The organism is Idiomarina abyssalis (assembly GCF_019797805.1).
Lineage (GTDB): Bacteria > Pseudomonadota > Gammaproteobacteria > Enterobacterales > Alteromonadaceae > Idiomarina > Idiomarina abyssalis.
On sequence record NZ_CP081832.1, the window covers coordinates 731,884 to 748,491 of the forward strand.

At 46.0% G+C, this 16,608-nt stretch carries 16 protein-coding genes; 15 read left to right on the top strand and 1 reads right to left on the bottom strand.

What is annotated here, in order from left to right; translation table 11 throughout:
* Window positions 1-59: 59 nt before the first annotated feature.
* The 10 genes from K5X84_RS03415 to pseI all read left to right on the top strand — a co-directional run bounded on the left by K5X84_RS03415 (window position 60) and on the right by pseI (window position 9,656).
* Window positions 60-2,159 carry a motility associated factor glycosyltransferase family protein gene (locus K5X84_RS03415; RefSeq protein WP_222236682.1) on the top strand — a complete coding sequence of 700 codons (2,100 nt, stop codon included), beginning with the start codon at window positions 60-62 and terminating at the stop codon, window positions 2,157-2,159.
* Window positions 2,160-2,246: 87 nt separating this feature from the next.
* A complete protein-coding gene (gene pseB, locus K5X84_RS03420; protein WP_222236683.1) occupies window positions 2,247-3,248 on the top strand; it encodes a UDP-N-acetylglucosamine 4,6-dehydratase (inverting) in 1,002 nt (333 codons plus the stop codon).
* A 10-nt stretch (window positions 3,249-3,258) separates the two neighbouring features.
* On the top strand, window positions 3,259-4,425 hold the full coding sequence (gene pseC, locus K5X84_RS03425; protein ID WP_222236684.1) for a UDP-4-amino-4,6-dideoxy-N-acetyl-beta-L-altrosamine transaminase: 1,167 nt from the start codon (window positions 3,259-3,261) through the stop codon (window positions 4,423-4,425).
* Entirely contained in the window at window positions 4,422-5,114 is a 693-nt protein-coding gene (pseF, locus tag K5X84_RS03430; RefSeq protein WP_222236685.1) for a pseudaminic acid cytidylyltransferase, read from the top strand. The genes pseC and pseF overlap by 4 nt, the downstream gene beginning before the upstream one ends.
* An 8-nt stretch (window positions 5,115-5,122) precedes the next feature.
* Window positions 5,123-6,223: a UDP-2,4-diacetamido-2,4,6-trideoxy-beta-L-altropyranose hydrolase gene (gene pseG / locus K5X84_RS03435; protein ID WP_222236686.1), complete on the top strand. Its 1,101-nt coding sequence runs from the start codon at window positions 5,123-5,125 to the stop codon at window positions 6,221-6,223.
* A 16-nt stretch (window positions 6,224-6,239) separates the two neighbouring features.
* A complete protein-coding gene (locus K5X84_RS03440; protein WP_222236687.1) occupies window positions 6,240-6,881 on the top strand; it encodes an acetyltransferase in 642 nt (213 codons plus the stop codon).
* Complete coding sequence (locus tag K5X84_RS03445) at window positions 6,881-7,474, top strand: hypothetical protein (protein WP_222236688.1); 594 nt, start codon at window positions 6,881-6,883, stop codon at window positions 7,472-7,474. Before K5X84_RS03440 ends, K5X84_RS03445 begins: the two co-directional genes overlap by 1 nt.
* A complete protein-coding gene (locus K5X84_RS03450) occupies window positions 7,461-8,387 on the top strand; it encodes a ketoacyl-ACP synthase III (RefSeq protein WP_222236689.1) in 927 nt (308 codons plus the stop codon). The genes K5X84_RS03445 and K5X84_RS03450 overlap by 14 nt, the downstream gene beginning before the upstream one ends.
* Window position 8,388: 1 nt before the next feature.
* Entirely contained in the window at window positions 8,389-8,613 is a 225-nt protein-coding gene (locus K5X84_RS03455; protein WP_222236690.1) for an acyl carrier protein, read from the top strand.
* 11 nt (window positions 8,614-8,624) lie between these two features.
* Entirely contained in the window at window positions 8,625-9,656 is a 1,032-nt protein-coding gene (pseI, locus tag K5X84_RS03460) for a pseudaminic acid synthase (RefSeq protein WP_222236691.1), read from the top strand.
* Between the two features lie 77 nt (window positions 9,657-9,733).
* On the opposite strand, the gene rpsT is transcribed toward pseI, so the two are convergent.
* Window positions 9,734-9,994 (bottom strand): 30S ribosomal protein S20, encoded by a 261-nt coding sequence (gene rpsT, locus K5X84_RS03465; RefSeq protein ID WP_054486760.1) that lies wholly within the window; start codon window positions 9,992-9,994, stop codon window positions 9,734-9,736.
* 193 nt (window positions 9,995-10,187) lie between these two features.
* On the opposite strand from rpsT, the gene murJ reads away from it, so the two are divergent.
* From murJ to fkpB, 5 genes are all read left to right on the top strand, one after another.
* On the top strand, window positions 10,188-11,750 hold the full coding sequence (murJ, locus tag K5X84_RS03470) for a murein biosynthesis integral membrane protein MurJ (RefSeq protein WP_222236692.1): 1,563 nt from the start codon (window positions 10,188-10,190) through the stop codon (window positions 11,748-11,750).
* Window positions 11,751-11,811: 61 nt separating this feature from the next.
* A complete protein-coding gene (gene ribF / locus K5X84_RS03475) occupies window positions 11,812-12,750 on the top strand; it encodes a bifunctional riboflavin kinase/FAD synthetase (RefSeq protein ID WP_054486764.1) in 939 nt (312 codons plus the stop codon).
* 26 nt (window positions 12,751-12,776) lie between these two features.
* Complete coding sequence (gene ileS / locus K5X84_RS03480; protein WP_222236693.1) at window positions 12,777-15,611, top strand: isoleucine--tRNA ligase; 2,835 nt, start codon at window positions 12,777-12,779, stop codon at window positions 15,609-15,611.
* A complete protein-coding gene (gene lspA, locus K5X84_RS03485; protein WP_054486767.1) occupies window positions 15,604-16,131 on the top strand; it encodes a signal peptidase II in 528 nt (175 codons plus the stop codon). The genes ileS and lspA overlap by 8 nt, the downstream gene beginning before the upstream one ends.
* A gap of 49 nt (window positions 16,132-16,180) precedes the next feature.
* The gene (gene fkpB / locus K5X84_RS03490; RefSeq protein ID WP_233399311.1) at window positions 16,181-16,582 is read left to right on the top strand and encodes an FKBP-type peptidyl-prolyl cis-trans isomerase; all 402 of its coding nucleotides are present in this window, start codon (window positions 16,181-16,183) and stop codon (window positions 16,580-16,582) included.
* The last annotated feature ends 26 nt before the right edge of the window (window positions 16,583-16,608 follow it).

Sequence of the window (16,608 nt, forward strand, 5' to 3'; positions counted from 1 at the left end):
CGTTGAGTGAAGCTGACAAAAAGGTATAGTTAAAACATTATACTTTTAAAGTGAACGTTATGGATTCTCTGAATAGCTTACTTGAGACAGCACTTAAAAAACTTGACGCAACTAAGGAACAGATAGAAAAAGAGCGTGAGTTTGCTCACGCAGCTGAGAGTCGGTTTCATAGAAATCTATCTGCGTTTAAAGAATACTATCCGAATATCTATAATGCGCTAATCGAATTTGAGGTAGAAGGTGACTTACCTATATTCGTGACTTCGTCTGGTGAGGGCAATATTTTAGATCAAGAAACTGGGGTTGCGATATATGGAGATAACCCCAGGAAGCAAGCAGCCGAGCAAGTCACAGCCAATTTGAATAAGCCGCAAATTAACCATATCGATTTTCGAAGCTATGCAAATGCAAGCGAGCTTGACGATAGACTGCATATACAGTCTATTAAGCGGCTCGGTGAGGTAGTAAAAGAAGCAGGGAAACCGGAGCCTCTTAAACGTATTGAAGGCAGTTTTCCTACCGCTATTATTTTCGGTGTAGGGCTTGGGTACCATATTGAAGAACTTTTTGAGCGGGTCAATTTTAATTATACATTTATCATTGAACCTTCATTCCAGAATTTTTTTCTCAGCCTTTATTGTTGCGATTGGAAAAGTGTTATTGAACGGGTTGAGGAAAACTCGGGTAGCTTGTTTTTTCATGTGGGTATTTCCTACGATCGATTCGTTGATGATTTGATAAATATAGGAAAAAGCGTCGGTGTATGCTGTCTGACAAAATGTTTTTATTATAGACACCTTCCTACTCCTAAAAATAATGAACTTATTACGGCCTTGTTCAACAGAATTTACGAGATACATGGTGGTTATGGTTTTTATAATGACTCAACCACATCGATTGCACATACCGTCAGAAATACAGAAAGTGGCGCAAACTTAATGCATCGGGAACGGAAAATTCCTATTTCCTACTTACAAAAGCCAGTGTACATCGTAGGTAATGGTCCCTCTCTAGACGAATCAATCGACTTTATTAAAGAAACACAGAGTGATGCCATTATTGTGGCGGCTGGAACAGCTTTACAGACTCTTCTTCAGTACGGTGTCACCCCGGACTTTCATGTTTTAATTGAACGTCCTAAGATTTCATATGATGTATTAATCGAGACTCTTCCAGAAAGCGGACTTAAAGATATTAACCTTCTGACAATGGGGTTGATTTATCCAGATGTCTTGCCAATGTATAAATGGAGTGGACTTGCATGTAAAGCAAATGATGCTGGCGGCGATCTTCTCGCGTTAAGTGTCTGGAGCGAAACAAATGAGTCGGTAAACTATCCGCTTTTTTGTAACCCGATGGTGTCTAATACGGCCTTGTCATTTATGGTCATGATGGGTTTTAAGCAGTTGTATTTGTTTGGTGTCGATAACGGTTATTCCGAAGGGGGCAGACACCATGCCTCGAATAGTGTTTATGATAAGGGATCTCTGAAAGACTTTATTCCCCCAACAGCTAAAAGAAAACTTAAGGGAAATTTGGAAGGAAATGTTTGGGCTACCGATTTACTAGCAACATCTAACTTCCAAATGGAACGCTTGCTTAACCATGAGCTCGCTAAAAATATCGACTGCTATAATGTGGGAGAAGGCGCATATATAAAAGGCGCTAAACCGTTGAAACCAGAGCTTCTATTACCAGACTTTGGCTCGCTGGATAAGAGCCACGTGATTCAAGAAATTAAAGAGAAACAGTTTTTTAATTGTTCTATAACAAACTTTGAGACTTACCTGCGCTTAGATAAGTATGAAGAGATCTGTGAGCATCTGATTGAACTCTCATCGGAACACCAAATAAGCCGAGAGAAAGCTCTTGATAATCTGTTAAGGCAAATACGATATTTGTATTCTTTTAAAAGTACGGTCTTATCTCACTTATTTTATGTCCTCGAAGGTGAAATGCTTTATTTTCATTGTCCTATGTTGAGTTTACTGTATTACTCAGACGATGAAGATAAATGCTTAGATCATTTCAATAAGGCACGTGAGCTGTGGGTAGGCTTTTTAGTCCGAGCTAAAGAAGAGTTTAAATCAGACTGGTTGACCAAGTGTGGTCTATCACTTGAAAAGCATAGGATGATGAAGAGCGATGAAGTATGTTAACACTTTTTAATTAAGGTGAGTTGGTCTGATTCTTGCTTTAACAGATAGTTGATAGATTAAGTCAACCTTTTGACAACGAGATGCGCTATGTTTAATGGACAGTCAATTCTGATTACGGGTGGAACCGGCTCATTCGGCCGTAAATACACTGAGACAATTCTAAAGCGTTATAAGCCGAAGCGCCTTATAATTTTTTCTCGTGATGAACTCAAGCAATATGAAATGCAGCAAGAGTTTAACGCTCCTTGTATGCGTTACTTTTTAGGAGATGTGCGCGACGCAAACCGTTTAAAGCAAGCAATGAATGGCGTGGATTATGTCATTCACGCTGCTGCTTTAAAGCAGGTTCCAGCTGCTGAATATAATCCTATGGAGTGTATCAAAACCAACGTAAATGGCGCTGAAAATGTGATTAAAGCGGCAATCGATAATAATGTTCATAAAGTGATTGCTCTTTCGACGGACAAGGCGGCTAACCCTATTAATCTTTATGGTGCTTCTAAATTGGCATCGGACAAATTATTTGTTGCTGCTAACAATATGGCAGGAGAGGCAAGAACCCGTTTTTCTGTAGTTAGGTATGGAAATGTTGTTGGCTCAAGAGGTTCTGTGGTTCCTTTTTTTAAAAAGCTAGCACTCAAGGATGACATTGCTATTCCTATTACTCATGAAAAAATGACACGCTTTTGGATTACCTTGCAGCAAGGGGTTGATTTTGTGCTAAAAAACTTTGAGAGAATGCATGGCGGAGAAATATTTGTGCCAAAAATACCCTCCGTAAGAATTCTTGATTTAGCTAAAGCGTACGCCCCGAATAAAACAATTGATATAATTGGGATACGTCCTGGTGAAAAGCTCCACGAGATAATGTGTCCTGCCGATGACTCCCATTTAACTTTGGAGTTTGACGATTTTTATTTGCTAAAGCCAACCATTAAGTTTTTTTCCGGGGCGACTAATTATCAGGAAACAAAGTTAGGAGAGAAAGGCTCACCTGTTGATATGGGAGAAGAGTATCACTCGGGGAATAACCCTCATTTCTTAAGTGTCGAGGAAATTTTGGAATTCGACAAGCTCGCGTCACTATAAGGGAGTCGCAATGAGCTACATTCCTTACGGCAAACAGGACATTCAGCAGCCGGATATCGATGCGGTGGTGGAGGTTTTAACGTCGGACTTTCTGACACAGGGGCCAAAGGTACCTGCGTTTGAGTCTGCCGTTGCTCAGAAAGTCGGCGCTAAGCATGCGTTAGCGGTCAACAGTGCCACGTCAGCGTTGCATATTGCTTGTTTAGCACTGGACTTAGGCGAAGGCGATTGGCTCTGGACGACACCGGTCACCTTTGTTGCCTCGGCGAATTGTGGTTTGTATTGTGGGGCGAAGGTCGACTTTGTGGATATTGACCCCAACACTTACAACATCAGTGTGGATGCCTTAACAAACAAACTTGAAAAGGCCGCAAAGGAAAACAGCCTCCCCAAAGTGCTGGTCGTGGTGCATTTGTGCGGTCAGCCCTGTGAGATGCAGGCAATTAAAGCCTTAGCCGATAAGTACGGTGTAAAAATCATTGAAGACGCCTCGCACGCTATTGGTGGTAAATACCAAGGCGACTATATTGGAAACGGCTTCTACAGCGATGTCACGGTATTTAGTTTCCACCCGGTCAAGATCATCACTACGGCTGAAGGCGGTATGGCGCTAACGAACAGTGATGAGCTGGCAGGCAAAATGGATTCACTCAGAAGCCATGGAATTACCCGTGATCCGGAGCTTATGACGCACGAGCCGGACGGCTCCTGGTATTATCAGCAGGTGGATTTAGGTTTTAACTATCGAATGACGGAGCTTCAGGCAGCGTTGGGCTTAAGCCAGCTGGGACGGCTGGATGACTACGTAGCGAAACGGCATACGTTGGCAGAGCGTTATGACGGGCTTCTTAAAGATTTGCCTCTCACGTGTCCGTACCAGCATCCGGACACTTATTCGGGCCTGCATTTGTACGTCATTCGTCTGAAGCTTGATGAAATGTCTGTCAGTCACAAAGCGGTTTTTGATTCACTAAGAGCGCAGGGAGTTGGTGTCAACTTGCATTACATTCCGGTGCATACACAACCGTATTATCAACAGTTTGGCTTCGAAGCTGACGACTTTCCGGAAGCGATGAACTATTACCGCGAAGCCATCAGCCTGCCCATGTATCCCAACCTCACTGAGAGGGAGCAGTCGAAAGTGGTGTCAGCGTTAAAAGAGGCGCTTTCGTTATGAAAGTTGCAATTATTCCCGCACGTGGTGGTAGCAAGAGAATTCCACGTAAAAACATAAAAAACTTTTGTGGTAAACCTATGTTAGTTCGTGCTATTGAGGCGGCAACTGCTTCCGGAGTGTTTGATAAAGTTTTGGTCTCAACGGATGATCACGAGATTGCAGACCTTGCAGTAAAAAGCGGTGCGTGGGTTCCGTTTATGCGCCCTCAAGAGCTGGCGGATGATTACGCCCCGACCAGAGTGGTGATTAATCATACTTTAGAATGGTTAAAAGATAATGACTATGAGATTAGTCACTGTTGTTGTTTATATGCAACTTCACCGTTTGTAACTGGAACGATCCTAAAAGATGCATGGATCCAATTGAGTAATTCGGATAAGGATTTCTGTTTTTCAGCCACTTCATTTGCGTACCCGATTCAACGCGCATTTTACTTTGATAACGCCGGCAATATCACCATGTTTGATGAGTCCAAGTTTAGTAGCCGCTCTCAGGATTTAGTTGAGGCATTCCACGACGCAGGCCAATTCTATTGGGGTAAAAGCGAAGCGTTTTTAAGCGGTGCGCCAATGTTTTCAGAACATGCGTCTGCGTTTCTTCTTCCTCGCTATCGAGTGCATGACATTGATACACCAGAAGATTGGAAAACAGCGGAAATTGTTTTTTCCGCATTAGACAATCAGTCGTAGGTAATGCCATGAGCGTGCTGTTTAGAGTTGATAGTGGTCATCATATCGGATCGGGGCATGTAATGCGCTGCCTTTCGATTGCAGAAATTCTGCGCTCTCACAACGTGAATGTCTACTTTGCGTCTAAACAACATCCTGGCCACTGTATTGATCTTATCGATAAAAAGGGATTTACGGTGCTGCCGATAGACCAGAACGAAATAAACGAGCCAAGCGAGAGCGCAAATTGGTGCCCGCACGCGAGTTGGCTGAGAGGTACTGAAGAAGAAGATGCCGATGAAGTCCTTACGTTGCTGCGAGAAGCATCATTAATGAATGTCATTGATTGGGTAGTTGTTGACCATTTTTCGTTAACAGAGAAGTGGCACCGGCTTATCAAACAATCTCTTGATGCAAAGGTTATGATTATTGACGGCCTGTCAGATCGTAAAGTAGATAGTGATATCTTGCTGGATCCCAACTTAGTGGATGATGTTGATAAAAAATGGAGTCATCATATCCCCGCATATGCAGAGACATTTGTAGGGCCGCAGTTCTTTCCCTTGCGTGACGAGTTTAGCAGGCTGGAAACAAACGTACGGACAGGAACAGCAAGTAACTTGCTGGTCTGTTTTGGTGGGGTGGATAAAGATAATATGACCACTAAAGCTTGCCGAGCCACTCAGCGCTGGCTCGGTCAACGAAATATAAATTGTGACGTGAACGTAGTCATTGGAGTGACCCACCCGTTTAAACAACAAATTGAGCGTATGTGTCACCAATATGGCTTTAAGTGTTGGGTACAAACCGATCAAATGGCTAAACTTATGGCTGACGCCGACCTTGCGATTGGCGCCGCAGGGACCATGGCTTGGGAACGATGTAAGTTAGGCTTGCCGAGTATTATGACGGTCATCGCCGATAACCAAGCGGAACAAGCATTAAGCCTAACCAAAAGAAACGCAGCGATCTCGCTAGGTGCAATACGAGATACGATTGAAAACGATATATTTGCGAGCTTACAAGCGCTTGATGAAGCTCCCAACCGTATTTCGACAATGTCGGCTAACGCTATGCAAATTATGGCAGGAGCGAGCGTGGAGCCGCCCTGGATTAAAAAGCTAATATAACTGTGGTTACTCTTGCATGAAAAAAGTGGCAATTATTGGTGGAACGGGCAACGGATTGGTGGTTGCGCAGATTATCTTAGATCTCATAGCGAATGGTGAGGATTACGAAATCGGCGGTTTCCTTAATGATCACCTGGAGGTGGGAACTCCGATAGGTCGCTGGGAGGTCATTGGAAAGCCTGATGAATGGGACTCCTTACCTGCGGATACCCTATTCATTCCCGCGATTCTGAGTGTTGGTAAAATGCGCGAACGGGCGGAAAAACTGAAGTCACTTAACATACCGAGAGAGCGTTGGGCGACTCTTGTGCATCCTACATGCAATGTAGGGTTCGATTGCGAGATTGGAAAAGGGGTCGCGATATGTGCACACACCACATTGCAACCCGGTAGCCGTATTGGCGACTGCGGGATCATTAGAGCAGGGGCGAATGTAGGTCATGATGTGGTGATTGGCGATTATGTCGATATTGGACCTAATACGACCTTGTGCGGTTATGCGAAGATTGATGAAGGGGTGCAGGTGGCGCCTAATGCTGTGGTTCGAGATAACGTAACGATCGGCCAGTACGCGACTATTGCAGCAGGCGCTGCTATTTTTAAGCATGTACCTGAGTTCGCTACTTTTTTAGGTAACCCAGCAAGGAGGATACGTTAATGAAAACGAACCTACAGTTTAAAGGTGGTCGAACGTATCTTCACAGCACCGACTTTTATGATTGGCTTATGGGTGATGTGTGTGAAGGTGACGAATGGGTTACTAAGTTGGTCTTTAAGAAAATTATTAACCATCAATGTGAGATTGTCTGGGAAAAAACTGAAGACCAAAGCTCGGGCTTTTTTGAACTATGGAATCGTCAAGCCGATTCGATTAAAAGGGGTTGGTTAGTAGAAACCCGTGAAGCCGCCGTAAAGAGATATGACTATGATGAAGATAGCCTTGTATCGGTGGCAGAAATCGATGAGGAGGGACAATCTATTCATATGAATAGACAGTGCTCAGCATCCACCATAGAAGTTATCGTGGCATTGACCAAAAAGCTACATAATACTTTGTTCCCGCTATCTAGCGGGAAGTGGTTAGTAGGGCAGCTTGAGTTTTTAGGACCATTGCCGATAAGTTATAAGACTGTCGGCGTCAATGTGGATCGAATCATCAAAGGCAAGTTTTCAGTCTGCTCGATTACGATTGATGGTGATACTGTCGGTTCTATTCGCTTTATAGTGGGAGATCCCGATGATAGGCATTAAAGCTATAGCCAGTTATATTCCCAAACATGGCGTAAATAATATTAAGCAAGCGGAACGCTTTGGTGAAACGCCTGAATTTGTAACCTCTAAACTAGGTAGTCAGTTTTTACCACGGCTTGATGAAGGTACAGACACTTCCGATTTAGCTGTGCACGCCGTTGAAGCGTTAATTAATAAGAGCGGGTTAAATAAAGACGCGATTGATGCGCTCGTGGTTGTTACGCAGAATCCGGACGGTACTGGGTTACCTCATTGTTCTGCAATTGTACAAAGCAAACTTGCTCTGCCGACGTCTGTGGCTGCATTCGATGTATCGCTTGGCTGTTCTGGTTATGTCTACGCCCTTTCTATTGTGCAAGGGTTAATGCAGGCCGCCGGTTTGAAGAATGCGGTGCTAGTAACAGCGGACCCCTATTCAAAAGTCATTAACAACGATGACCGAGTAACATCCATGTTATTTGGTGACGCAGCTACGGCCACATGGATTGGCGAAGATCCTGTGTGGCATGTTAAGGATGTGCGCTTTGGGACTGATGGAAATGGTGCTAAACATTTATACGTTGGTGATGGTCATCTATCAATGAATGGACGACAGGTATTCAACTTTGCGGCTCAGAAAGTCGCTCCTGCAATACGCGACTTGTTGCAGGCCAACCAGTGGGCTGAAGACGACGTAGATGCTTACTTGATGCACCAGGGAAGTTTAGCAATTGTTGATGCGATTTCTCGAAATTTTCGAGAAAATGCGAATAAGTTTGTACGTTCGATGGAAGGTACCGGAAATACGGTTTCTTCATCGATTCCAATTTTGTTAGAAAGTTTTATGAATGATAAAGAACTTAAGCGACTGGTTCTCAGTGGCTTTGGTGTCGGTTTTTCATGGGCTACAGCCCTTTTAGTAAGGAACCAATAAGATGTTAACCGAACAACAAATTAAAGATGCGATGAAAAAGTCTGGTGTTAGTGCAGATATTGACAGCTTAGCGGCTGACGATATTTTTACTGACAATGGCTTAGACAGCTTGGATTTATTTAACCTGTTTGTCGAACTAGAAAACGTTACTGGTAAAGAAGTGCCAGACGATGATGTTGAGAACTTGAACTCAATTAACGACATTCTCAAGTATTTTAATTGTTAATTGAGAACGGCATGTTTCGAGTTTCCGATAATATATTTATTATTGCTGAGTTATCAGCCAATCACAATAATGACTATGAGCTAGCAGCTCGCACTGTTCGAGCTATGGCGGAAGCGGGGGCAGATGCGGTAAAAGTGCAAACCTATACCGCGGACTCGCTGGCACTCAATGTGGATAATGACATCTTCGGTAAACCGTTAGGTGGTCTCTGGGAAGGTCGACGCTTGTGGGAACTTTATCAAGAAGCCTCCATGCCCTATGAATGGCAGCCTAAGCTGAGAGATCTGGCAAACGAGCTGGGGCTGGAGTTCTTCTCTAGTCCTTTTGATCTCGAAGGGGTAGAGTTCTTAGAGTCACTTGGTGTTCCTTATTATAAAATCGCGTCTTTCGAAATTACCGATATCCCCCTAATTCGAGCGACGGCGGCTACCGGGAAGCCCGTTATTATATCGACCGGGGTGGCCGAGGAAAGCGATATTGAGCTGGCAGTAAAGACATGCTTTGACACTGGTAATGAACAGCTAACGCTACTGAAGTGCACTTCTAATTATCCGGCGACGCTAGACGATGCCAATCTTAATACAATGGTAGATATGCGTTCGCGCTTTGGTGTTTCCGTTGGCTTATCTGATCACACGATGGGAAGTATTGTGCCAACGGCTGCTGCAGCACTTGGAGCAACTGTCATCGAGAAGCACTTTATATTGGATCGTAGTCTTGGTGGGCCTGACTCGGGCTTCTCTATGGAGCCTAAAGAGTTTGCAGCTATGGCCAAGGATGTCAGAAGCGTTGAGCGAAGTTTAGGCAGAATAAAATATGACGTTAGCGAACAAGACAAATTAAGGCGCCGGTCACTGTATGCAACCCAAGATATTTGTCATGGAGAATTAATAACTTCTGAAAATGTTCGGTCTTTAAGAACAGGTTTTGGTTTGCCTCCAAAATACTTAAGCTCAATATTAGAAAAACCTGCGGTGAGAGCTTATAGAGCTGGAGATCCAATTAGTGATGACGAATTAAGAGGCGAGAATTCTTCACTATAGTCATAATGTACACAAAAAAACCGGCTCAAAAGCCGGCTTTTCTTTCCCTGCGCCTAAGCCCAGATCAGTAATTCTTCTTACAGTGCTTTGATCTTAGCATTCAAACGACTCTTATGACGTGCCGCTTTGTTTTTGCTGATAAGACCTTTAGTTGCGTAACTGTCCAGCATTGGGGTTACGTCTTTCATTGCAGTGTTTGCTGCATCTTTGTCTTTCTTTTCAATAGCTGCGATTACACGTTTAAGGTAAGTACGCATCATTGAACGACGGCTTGCATTGTGGCGGCGATTTTTCTCGGCCTGAATCGCACGCTTTTTAGCAGACTTAATGTTAGCCAAGGTGAACTCCTAAATTCATTAACAGAACGCTTCTCTTATAAAGGCCGCAGATTATGCCTTTTCTGCTGTAAAAGTCAACAGCGAAAAGGGAAAAACTCACCGCTTTAAGTCAGGTTTTGATAAAATAGCATCCACCATTGGTCTCAGTTACAATCAAAAACAGAAACTTAGCTGTCAGCCGAAAGGATCTCTCTTGTCAAAAGCTTTGCTCCGTTCAGGATTTATCGTCAGTGCTATGACTCTTATATCGCGTGTGCTGGGTTTGGTGCGCGATGTGGTCATTGCCAACCTGATGGGCGCCGGTGCTGCAGCGGATGTGTTTTTCTTTGCCAATAAGATTCCTAATTTCTTACGCCGACTTTTTGCCGAGGGTGCGTTCGCGCAGGCGTTTGTACCGGTTCTGACCGAATATAAGCAGGGTAAAGAGTTGCCGGAACAGCAACTATTGATAGCTCGGGTATCCGGCACTTTAGGTACTATTGTTACTGTAGTGACAATTTTCGGCGTGGTGGCTTCCCCTGTTGTCGCTGCGCTTTTTGGTATGGGGTGGTTTTTAGATTGGTGGAACGACGGGCCGCAAGGGGACAAATTTGTACTGGCCAGTGACCTACTTCGTATTACATTTCCTTACTTGTGGTTTATTAGTTTTACCGCCATGGCAGGAGCCATACTCAATACTCTGGGGAAGTTTGCGGTAGCGGCTTTCACCCCGGTGTTTCTGAATGTCGCCATTATTGCGGCGGCTATCTGGCTGGCGCCGCAATTAGAGCAGCCGGAATACGGACTGGCCTGGGGCGTATTTTTTGGTGGGTTAATTCAGCTTTTATTTCAACTGCCGTTTCTTAAAAAAGCCGGGTTGCTGGTTAAGCCCCAGTGGGGCTGGAAAGACCCGGGCGTGACTAAAATCCGCAAACTGATGTTGCCGGCTATCTTTGGTGTATCGGTTAGCCAAATTAATTTGCTGCTGGATACCCTCATTGCCAGCTTTTTAATGACGGGGTCAATTAGCTGGCTTTATTACTCGGATCGGTTGCTGGAATTCCCGCTTGGGCTATTTGGTATTGCCATAGCAACGGTTATTCTGCCGGCGCTTTCTTCACGCCATGTAGACCAGTCAAAAGAAAACTTCAGCTCCACGCTCGACTGGGGCATTCGTATGGTGCTGTTGTTGGGTGTACCGGCCATGGCGGGGCTTTTTGTATTAGCAGAGCCCATGCTTATGGTGTTGTTCATGCACGGCGCCTTCAGTCCGGACGATGCGCGTATGGCGTCGTACAGTCTTATGGCCTATTCCACCGGCTTACTGAGCTTTATGCTGGTAAAGGTTCTGGCGACGGGCTTCTACTCCCGACAGGACACTAAGCGACCGGTCAAGTACGGTATTATTGCTATGGTGGCAAACATGGTGTTTAACATTGCTTTGGCCATTCCTTTTAGTTATGTCGGATTAGCCCTGGCAACGGCAGCCTCTGCGGCTATTAACGCGGGGTTATTGGGCGTTACTTTATGGCGTGAAGGCGTGCTGAAAAAGCAACCGGGAACCGGACGCTTTATAGTCCAGGTGCTGTTCGCCACCACGGCGATGATAGCGGGTGTGCTCTGGTTAAGTCCGGATATTGCTACCTGGCGGACCAGTTCTTTAGTTGAACGCCCCTGGCTTTTGGCGCAGGTGATTGGGTTCGGCGCGCTGATTTATATTGCTGTGCTTGTAATAACCGGTATGAGGCCACGACATTTCCGTGCGCGTGAGTACTGATTATCGCTTCAGTATCAGTTATAATCGCGTCTTTTCCGGAAAACATTAAGATTGTGCGGGCATGGAACTGATTCGCGGTACTCATAACCTAAGAGCTGAGCATAACGGCTGTGTGTTGACCATCGGTAATTTTGATGGTGTTCACCTGGGCCATCAGGCGGTATTGAGTCAGGTCCGTGAAAAAGCGCAGCAGCTGGGCGTCCCTTCAGCGGTAATGACCTTTGAGCCGCAACCGCAAGAGCTTTTTCAACCTGAAAAAGCCCCTGCACGGCTAACCAATTGGCGTGAAAAGTATCTCGCTCTACAGGCTCAAAATGTCGACCGACATATTGTCATTGAATTTAATAAGAAGTTTGCCAGTCAGCCAGCTCGTGAGTTTATTGAGCAGACTTTGGTTGGCAAGCTGGGTGTTAAGTTTCTGGTGGTAGGCGACGATTTTCGTTTTGGCTATAAACGTGAAGGCGACTTTGAGTTGCTGCAAAATGCCGGTAAAGAGCTGGGTTTTGAAGTGGTGGACACCCGCAGTTATCGCCAGCAGCAACAGCGCGTAAGCAGTACTGCCATACGCCAGGCATTAGAGCAAGGCGACTTTGATCTGGCGGAACAAATGCTGGGCCGGCCTTATCAAATGTGCGGGAAAGTCGTACACGGGCGAAAGAATGGTCGAACTATTGGTTTTCCTACCGCTAACGTTCCGCTAAAGCGCTTAAAAAGCCCCCTACACGGGGTGTTCGCGGTAACCGCTCAACTTGGTAAGGGCGGAAAAACCTATTCCGGTGTCGCTAACTTAGGAACCCGGCCAACATTAAATGGCGACGAAGTGCAGCTGGAGGTGCATTTGTTTGAGTTTTCAGGCAATCTGTACGGTCAGCAGATGACGGTCACGCCAGTGGCCAAATTGCGTAACGAGCAAAGGTTTGCGTCGTTACAGCACTTACAAGAACAAATTGAAAAAGATGCCGCCCGCGCACGTGATGCATTAGCGTGCCGGAGTCAGTAACTATGCGGAAATGGAAACAGTGACCCATGAGTGATTACAAACACACCTTAAACTTGCCAGACACAGCGTTCCCTATGCGCGGTAACCTGGCTCAGCGCGAGCCAAAAATGCTGGAGCAGTGGTATGAGGCTGACCTGTACGGTCAAATTCGTCAAGCTAAAGCGGGCAAGCCTAAATTTATTCTGCACGACGGCCCTCCGTATGCGAACGGGCAAATTCACATTGGTCACGCCGTAAATAAAATTTTAAAAGACGTTATTGTTAAGGCAAAAACCTTAAGCGGCTTTGATGCGCCTTATGTACCGGGCTGGGACTGCCATGGTCTGCCCATTGAGTTGCAGGTAGAAAAAAAGCACGGTAAGCCGGGTAAAAAATTAAACCTGGCAGAATTTCGTGAAAAATGTCGCGAATATGCCATGACCCAAATTGATCAGCAACGCACAGACTTTAAACGTCTGGGTGTGTTAGGTGACTGGGATAACCCTTACCTGACCATGAACTTTAAGCAGGAAGCGGACAGTGTTAGGGCTTTGGCAAAAATCATTGATAATGGTCATTTGCACCAGGGCTTTAAGCCGGTTCACTGGTGTACAGACTGTGGTTCAGCGCTGGCTGAAGCGGAAGTGGAATATCAGGACAAAAACTCACCGGCTATTGATGTGCGTTTACCGGTTGCCGCAACGGCGGAAACCGTCGAGCGTTTCAGCACGCCGGAAGGGCATGTGGGTGAAGGCGATGTCAGCATGGTTATCTGGACCACGACTCCGTGGACCATTCCTGCTAACCGCGCTGTTACTCTGGCAGAAGGGCTTGAGTATACGCTAGTGCAAATTGAAGCCGGCGATGACCAGCCTGCAGAGCGAGTAATTCTTGCCGATGATTTGGTTAAAGACTGCATGGAACGCTGGAACATTACCCACTACCACAAGCTGGGTTTCTGCAAAGGTAAAGACTTAGAAGGTCTGCAGCTACAGCATCCGTTGTTTGAATTGCAGGTGCCGGTAATACTGGGCGACCACGTAACCACTGAAAGTGGTACCGGTTGTGTGCATACAGCACCAGGGCATGGTGTCGATGACTTTCTGGTAGGGCAACGTTACGGTATTGAAGTTTATAACCCGGTTGGTGATAACGGTGTGTACAAAGACGATACGCCATTGTTTGCCGGACAACACGTATTTAAAGCAAACGAGCCTATTGTCGACAAGCTCCGTGAGGTCGGTAACTTGATGCATGCAGAAAGCTACCGTCACTCATACCCGCATTGCTGGCGCCACAAAACGCCAATTATTTTCCGTGCAACGCCGCAATGGTTTATCAGCATGGACAAGAAAGGTTTGCGTGCCGGTGCGTTAGATCAAATCAAAAAAGTGGGCTGGTTCCCTGAGTGGGGACAAAGCCGCATTGAATCTATGGTAGAAGGGCGCCCGGACTGGTGTATTTCACGTCAACGCACCTGGGGTAACCCCATTGCTATTTTCGTCAATCGCGAGACCGATGAGCTTCATCCAAACACGCTGGAGCTGATGGAAAAGGTCGCTCAGCTTATTGAAAAAGACGGTGTTCAGGCGTGGTTTGATTTAGAGCCGGAAACGTTGCTGGGCGATGAAGCTGACAAATACCGCAAAGTAACCGACACGTTAGATGTCTGGTTTGACTCTGGTGTTACGCATCACTGCGTATTGCGTGAGTTTGATGGCCTGCGCTGGCCCGCTGACTTATATTTAGAAGGTTCGGATCAACACAGGGGCTGGTTCCAGAGCTCGCTGGTCACTGGTGTGGCTATGTATAACGAAGCGCCGTATCACCAGGTTCTGACTCACGGCTTTACTGTGGATGCACAGGGCCGCAAGATGTCGAAGTCTATCGGGAACGTAGTTGCTCCGCAGGACGTGATGAATAAATTGGGTGGCGATATTCTGCGCTTATGGGTTGCATCAGCAGATTATTCCGGCGAAATGACGGTTTCTGATGAAATCCTTAAACGCTCTGCGGATGCGTATCGTCGCATTCGTAATACGTCGCGCTTTTTATTAGCGAACTTAACCGGTTTTGACCCTAAAACGGACTTAGTTGCCAGAGAAGATATGGTTGAACTGGACCGCTGGATTGTGGGTCGGGCCGCGGACTTGCAGAAAGAACTGCTGGAAGCCTACGACAACTATCAGTTCCATAGCGTTGTGCAGAAGCTTATGCATTTTTGCTCAATTGAACTGGGTAGTTTCTATCTGGACATCATTAAAGACCGTCAGTACACCGCAAAGTCGGAAGGACTGGCTCGTCGTTCTTGCCAGACAGCGCTGTATCATATTGCTGAGGCACTGGTGCGCTGGATGGCGCCAATTTGTAGCTTTACTGCTCAGGAAATTTGGGACTTGCTGCCGAACGAGCGCAGTCAGTATGTCTTTACCGAAAACTGGTATCAGGGCTTTGATAAATTTGCCGGTGTGAAAGACGATGAAAACGCCTTCTGGATGCAGTTGCTGGAAATTCGTGACGTGGTTAATCAGGCACTGGAGCAGTCACGCCGTAACGATGTTATTGGTGGTTCATTGCAGGCCGAAGTGACCTTGTATGCTGATGATAAGCTGGCGACCTCTCTGAACCGTTTAGGTGAAGAACTGCGTTTTGCACTGCTGACATCAGAAGCGCAAGTGGCTTCTATTAATGATGCACCTGCCGACGCAGTTAAAGCTGAAAAGATGGCGTTGGCGGTTAGTGTGACGAAATCTGAACACAAGAAGTGCGAGCGTTGCTGGCATCATCGCAAAGAGGTTGGCACATTAGAGAGCCATGCCGATTTATGCCAGCGTTGTGTAACCAATATTGAAGGTGAAGGTGAGGAGCGTCGTTTTGCCTGATTTTGCTAACCAGACTAACCGTGCAACCGGGCTACGTTTTTTGTGGCTAACCTTGTTGCTGGTGGTTGTTGATCAAATTACGAAGATTTGGGTTGCAGGTGAATTTGAGCTTTACGAAAGCCGGGTTGTTATTGAAGGCTTATTTAACTTCACCTACGTGCACAACTATGGTGCCGCATTTAGCTTTTTAAGTGACGGTGGTGGTTGGCAGCGTTGGTTCTTCACCGTTATCGCTATTGCTATTAGTGCTGTTTTGCTTATCTGGATGCGTCGTAACCCGGTAGGCTTGTGGCGCCAGAACCTGGCCTTTTCGCTGATTCTGGCAGGGGCTATTGGTAATGTAGCTGACCGTTTAATGTACGGCTATGTCATCGACTTTTTTGATGTGCACTATCAGGGGTGGCATTGGCCGGCCTTTAACGTAGCGGACATGGCTATTACTATTGGTGCTGCACTCATGTTGCTGGAAGCTTTTTTTGATAACCGTCGGGATAAAGCCGAAGACGGTCACAAGCAGTAAGGAGTTTCGTTTGAGTCGTTTACCTATTGAGCACGGACGTGAAGTGGTTATGCACTTCACCATTAAACTTGCCGATGGTTCGGTTGCGGACAGCACCAAAATGTCTGGCAAGCCAGCGAAGTTTCGTATGGGCGATGGCAGCCTGACGGAAAACTTTGAAGCTTGTCTGGTAGGCCTGCGTGAAGGCGCCGAGCGTGAATTCACATTAGAGCCCAAAGACGCTTTTGGCGAACCCAACCCGGACAACTACTACTATGTCGACTCGGCAAAGTTTAGCGACGAAACAAAACCGGAAGTTGGCGCTATTTTGGCGTTTACTCAACCTGATGGTACCGATTTACCGGGAATTGTTCGTAAAATTGAAGGTCCAACAGTGACCATCGATTTTAATCATCCGTTAGCCGGACAAACGGTGATTTTTGAAGTAGAAATTATCAGCGTTGAGCCGTGACTGGTTAAACAAGCGGGCTGAGCGCA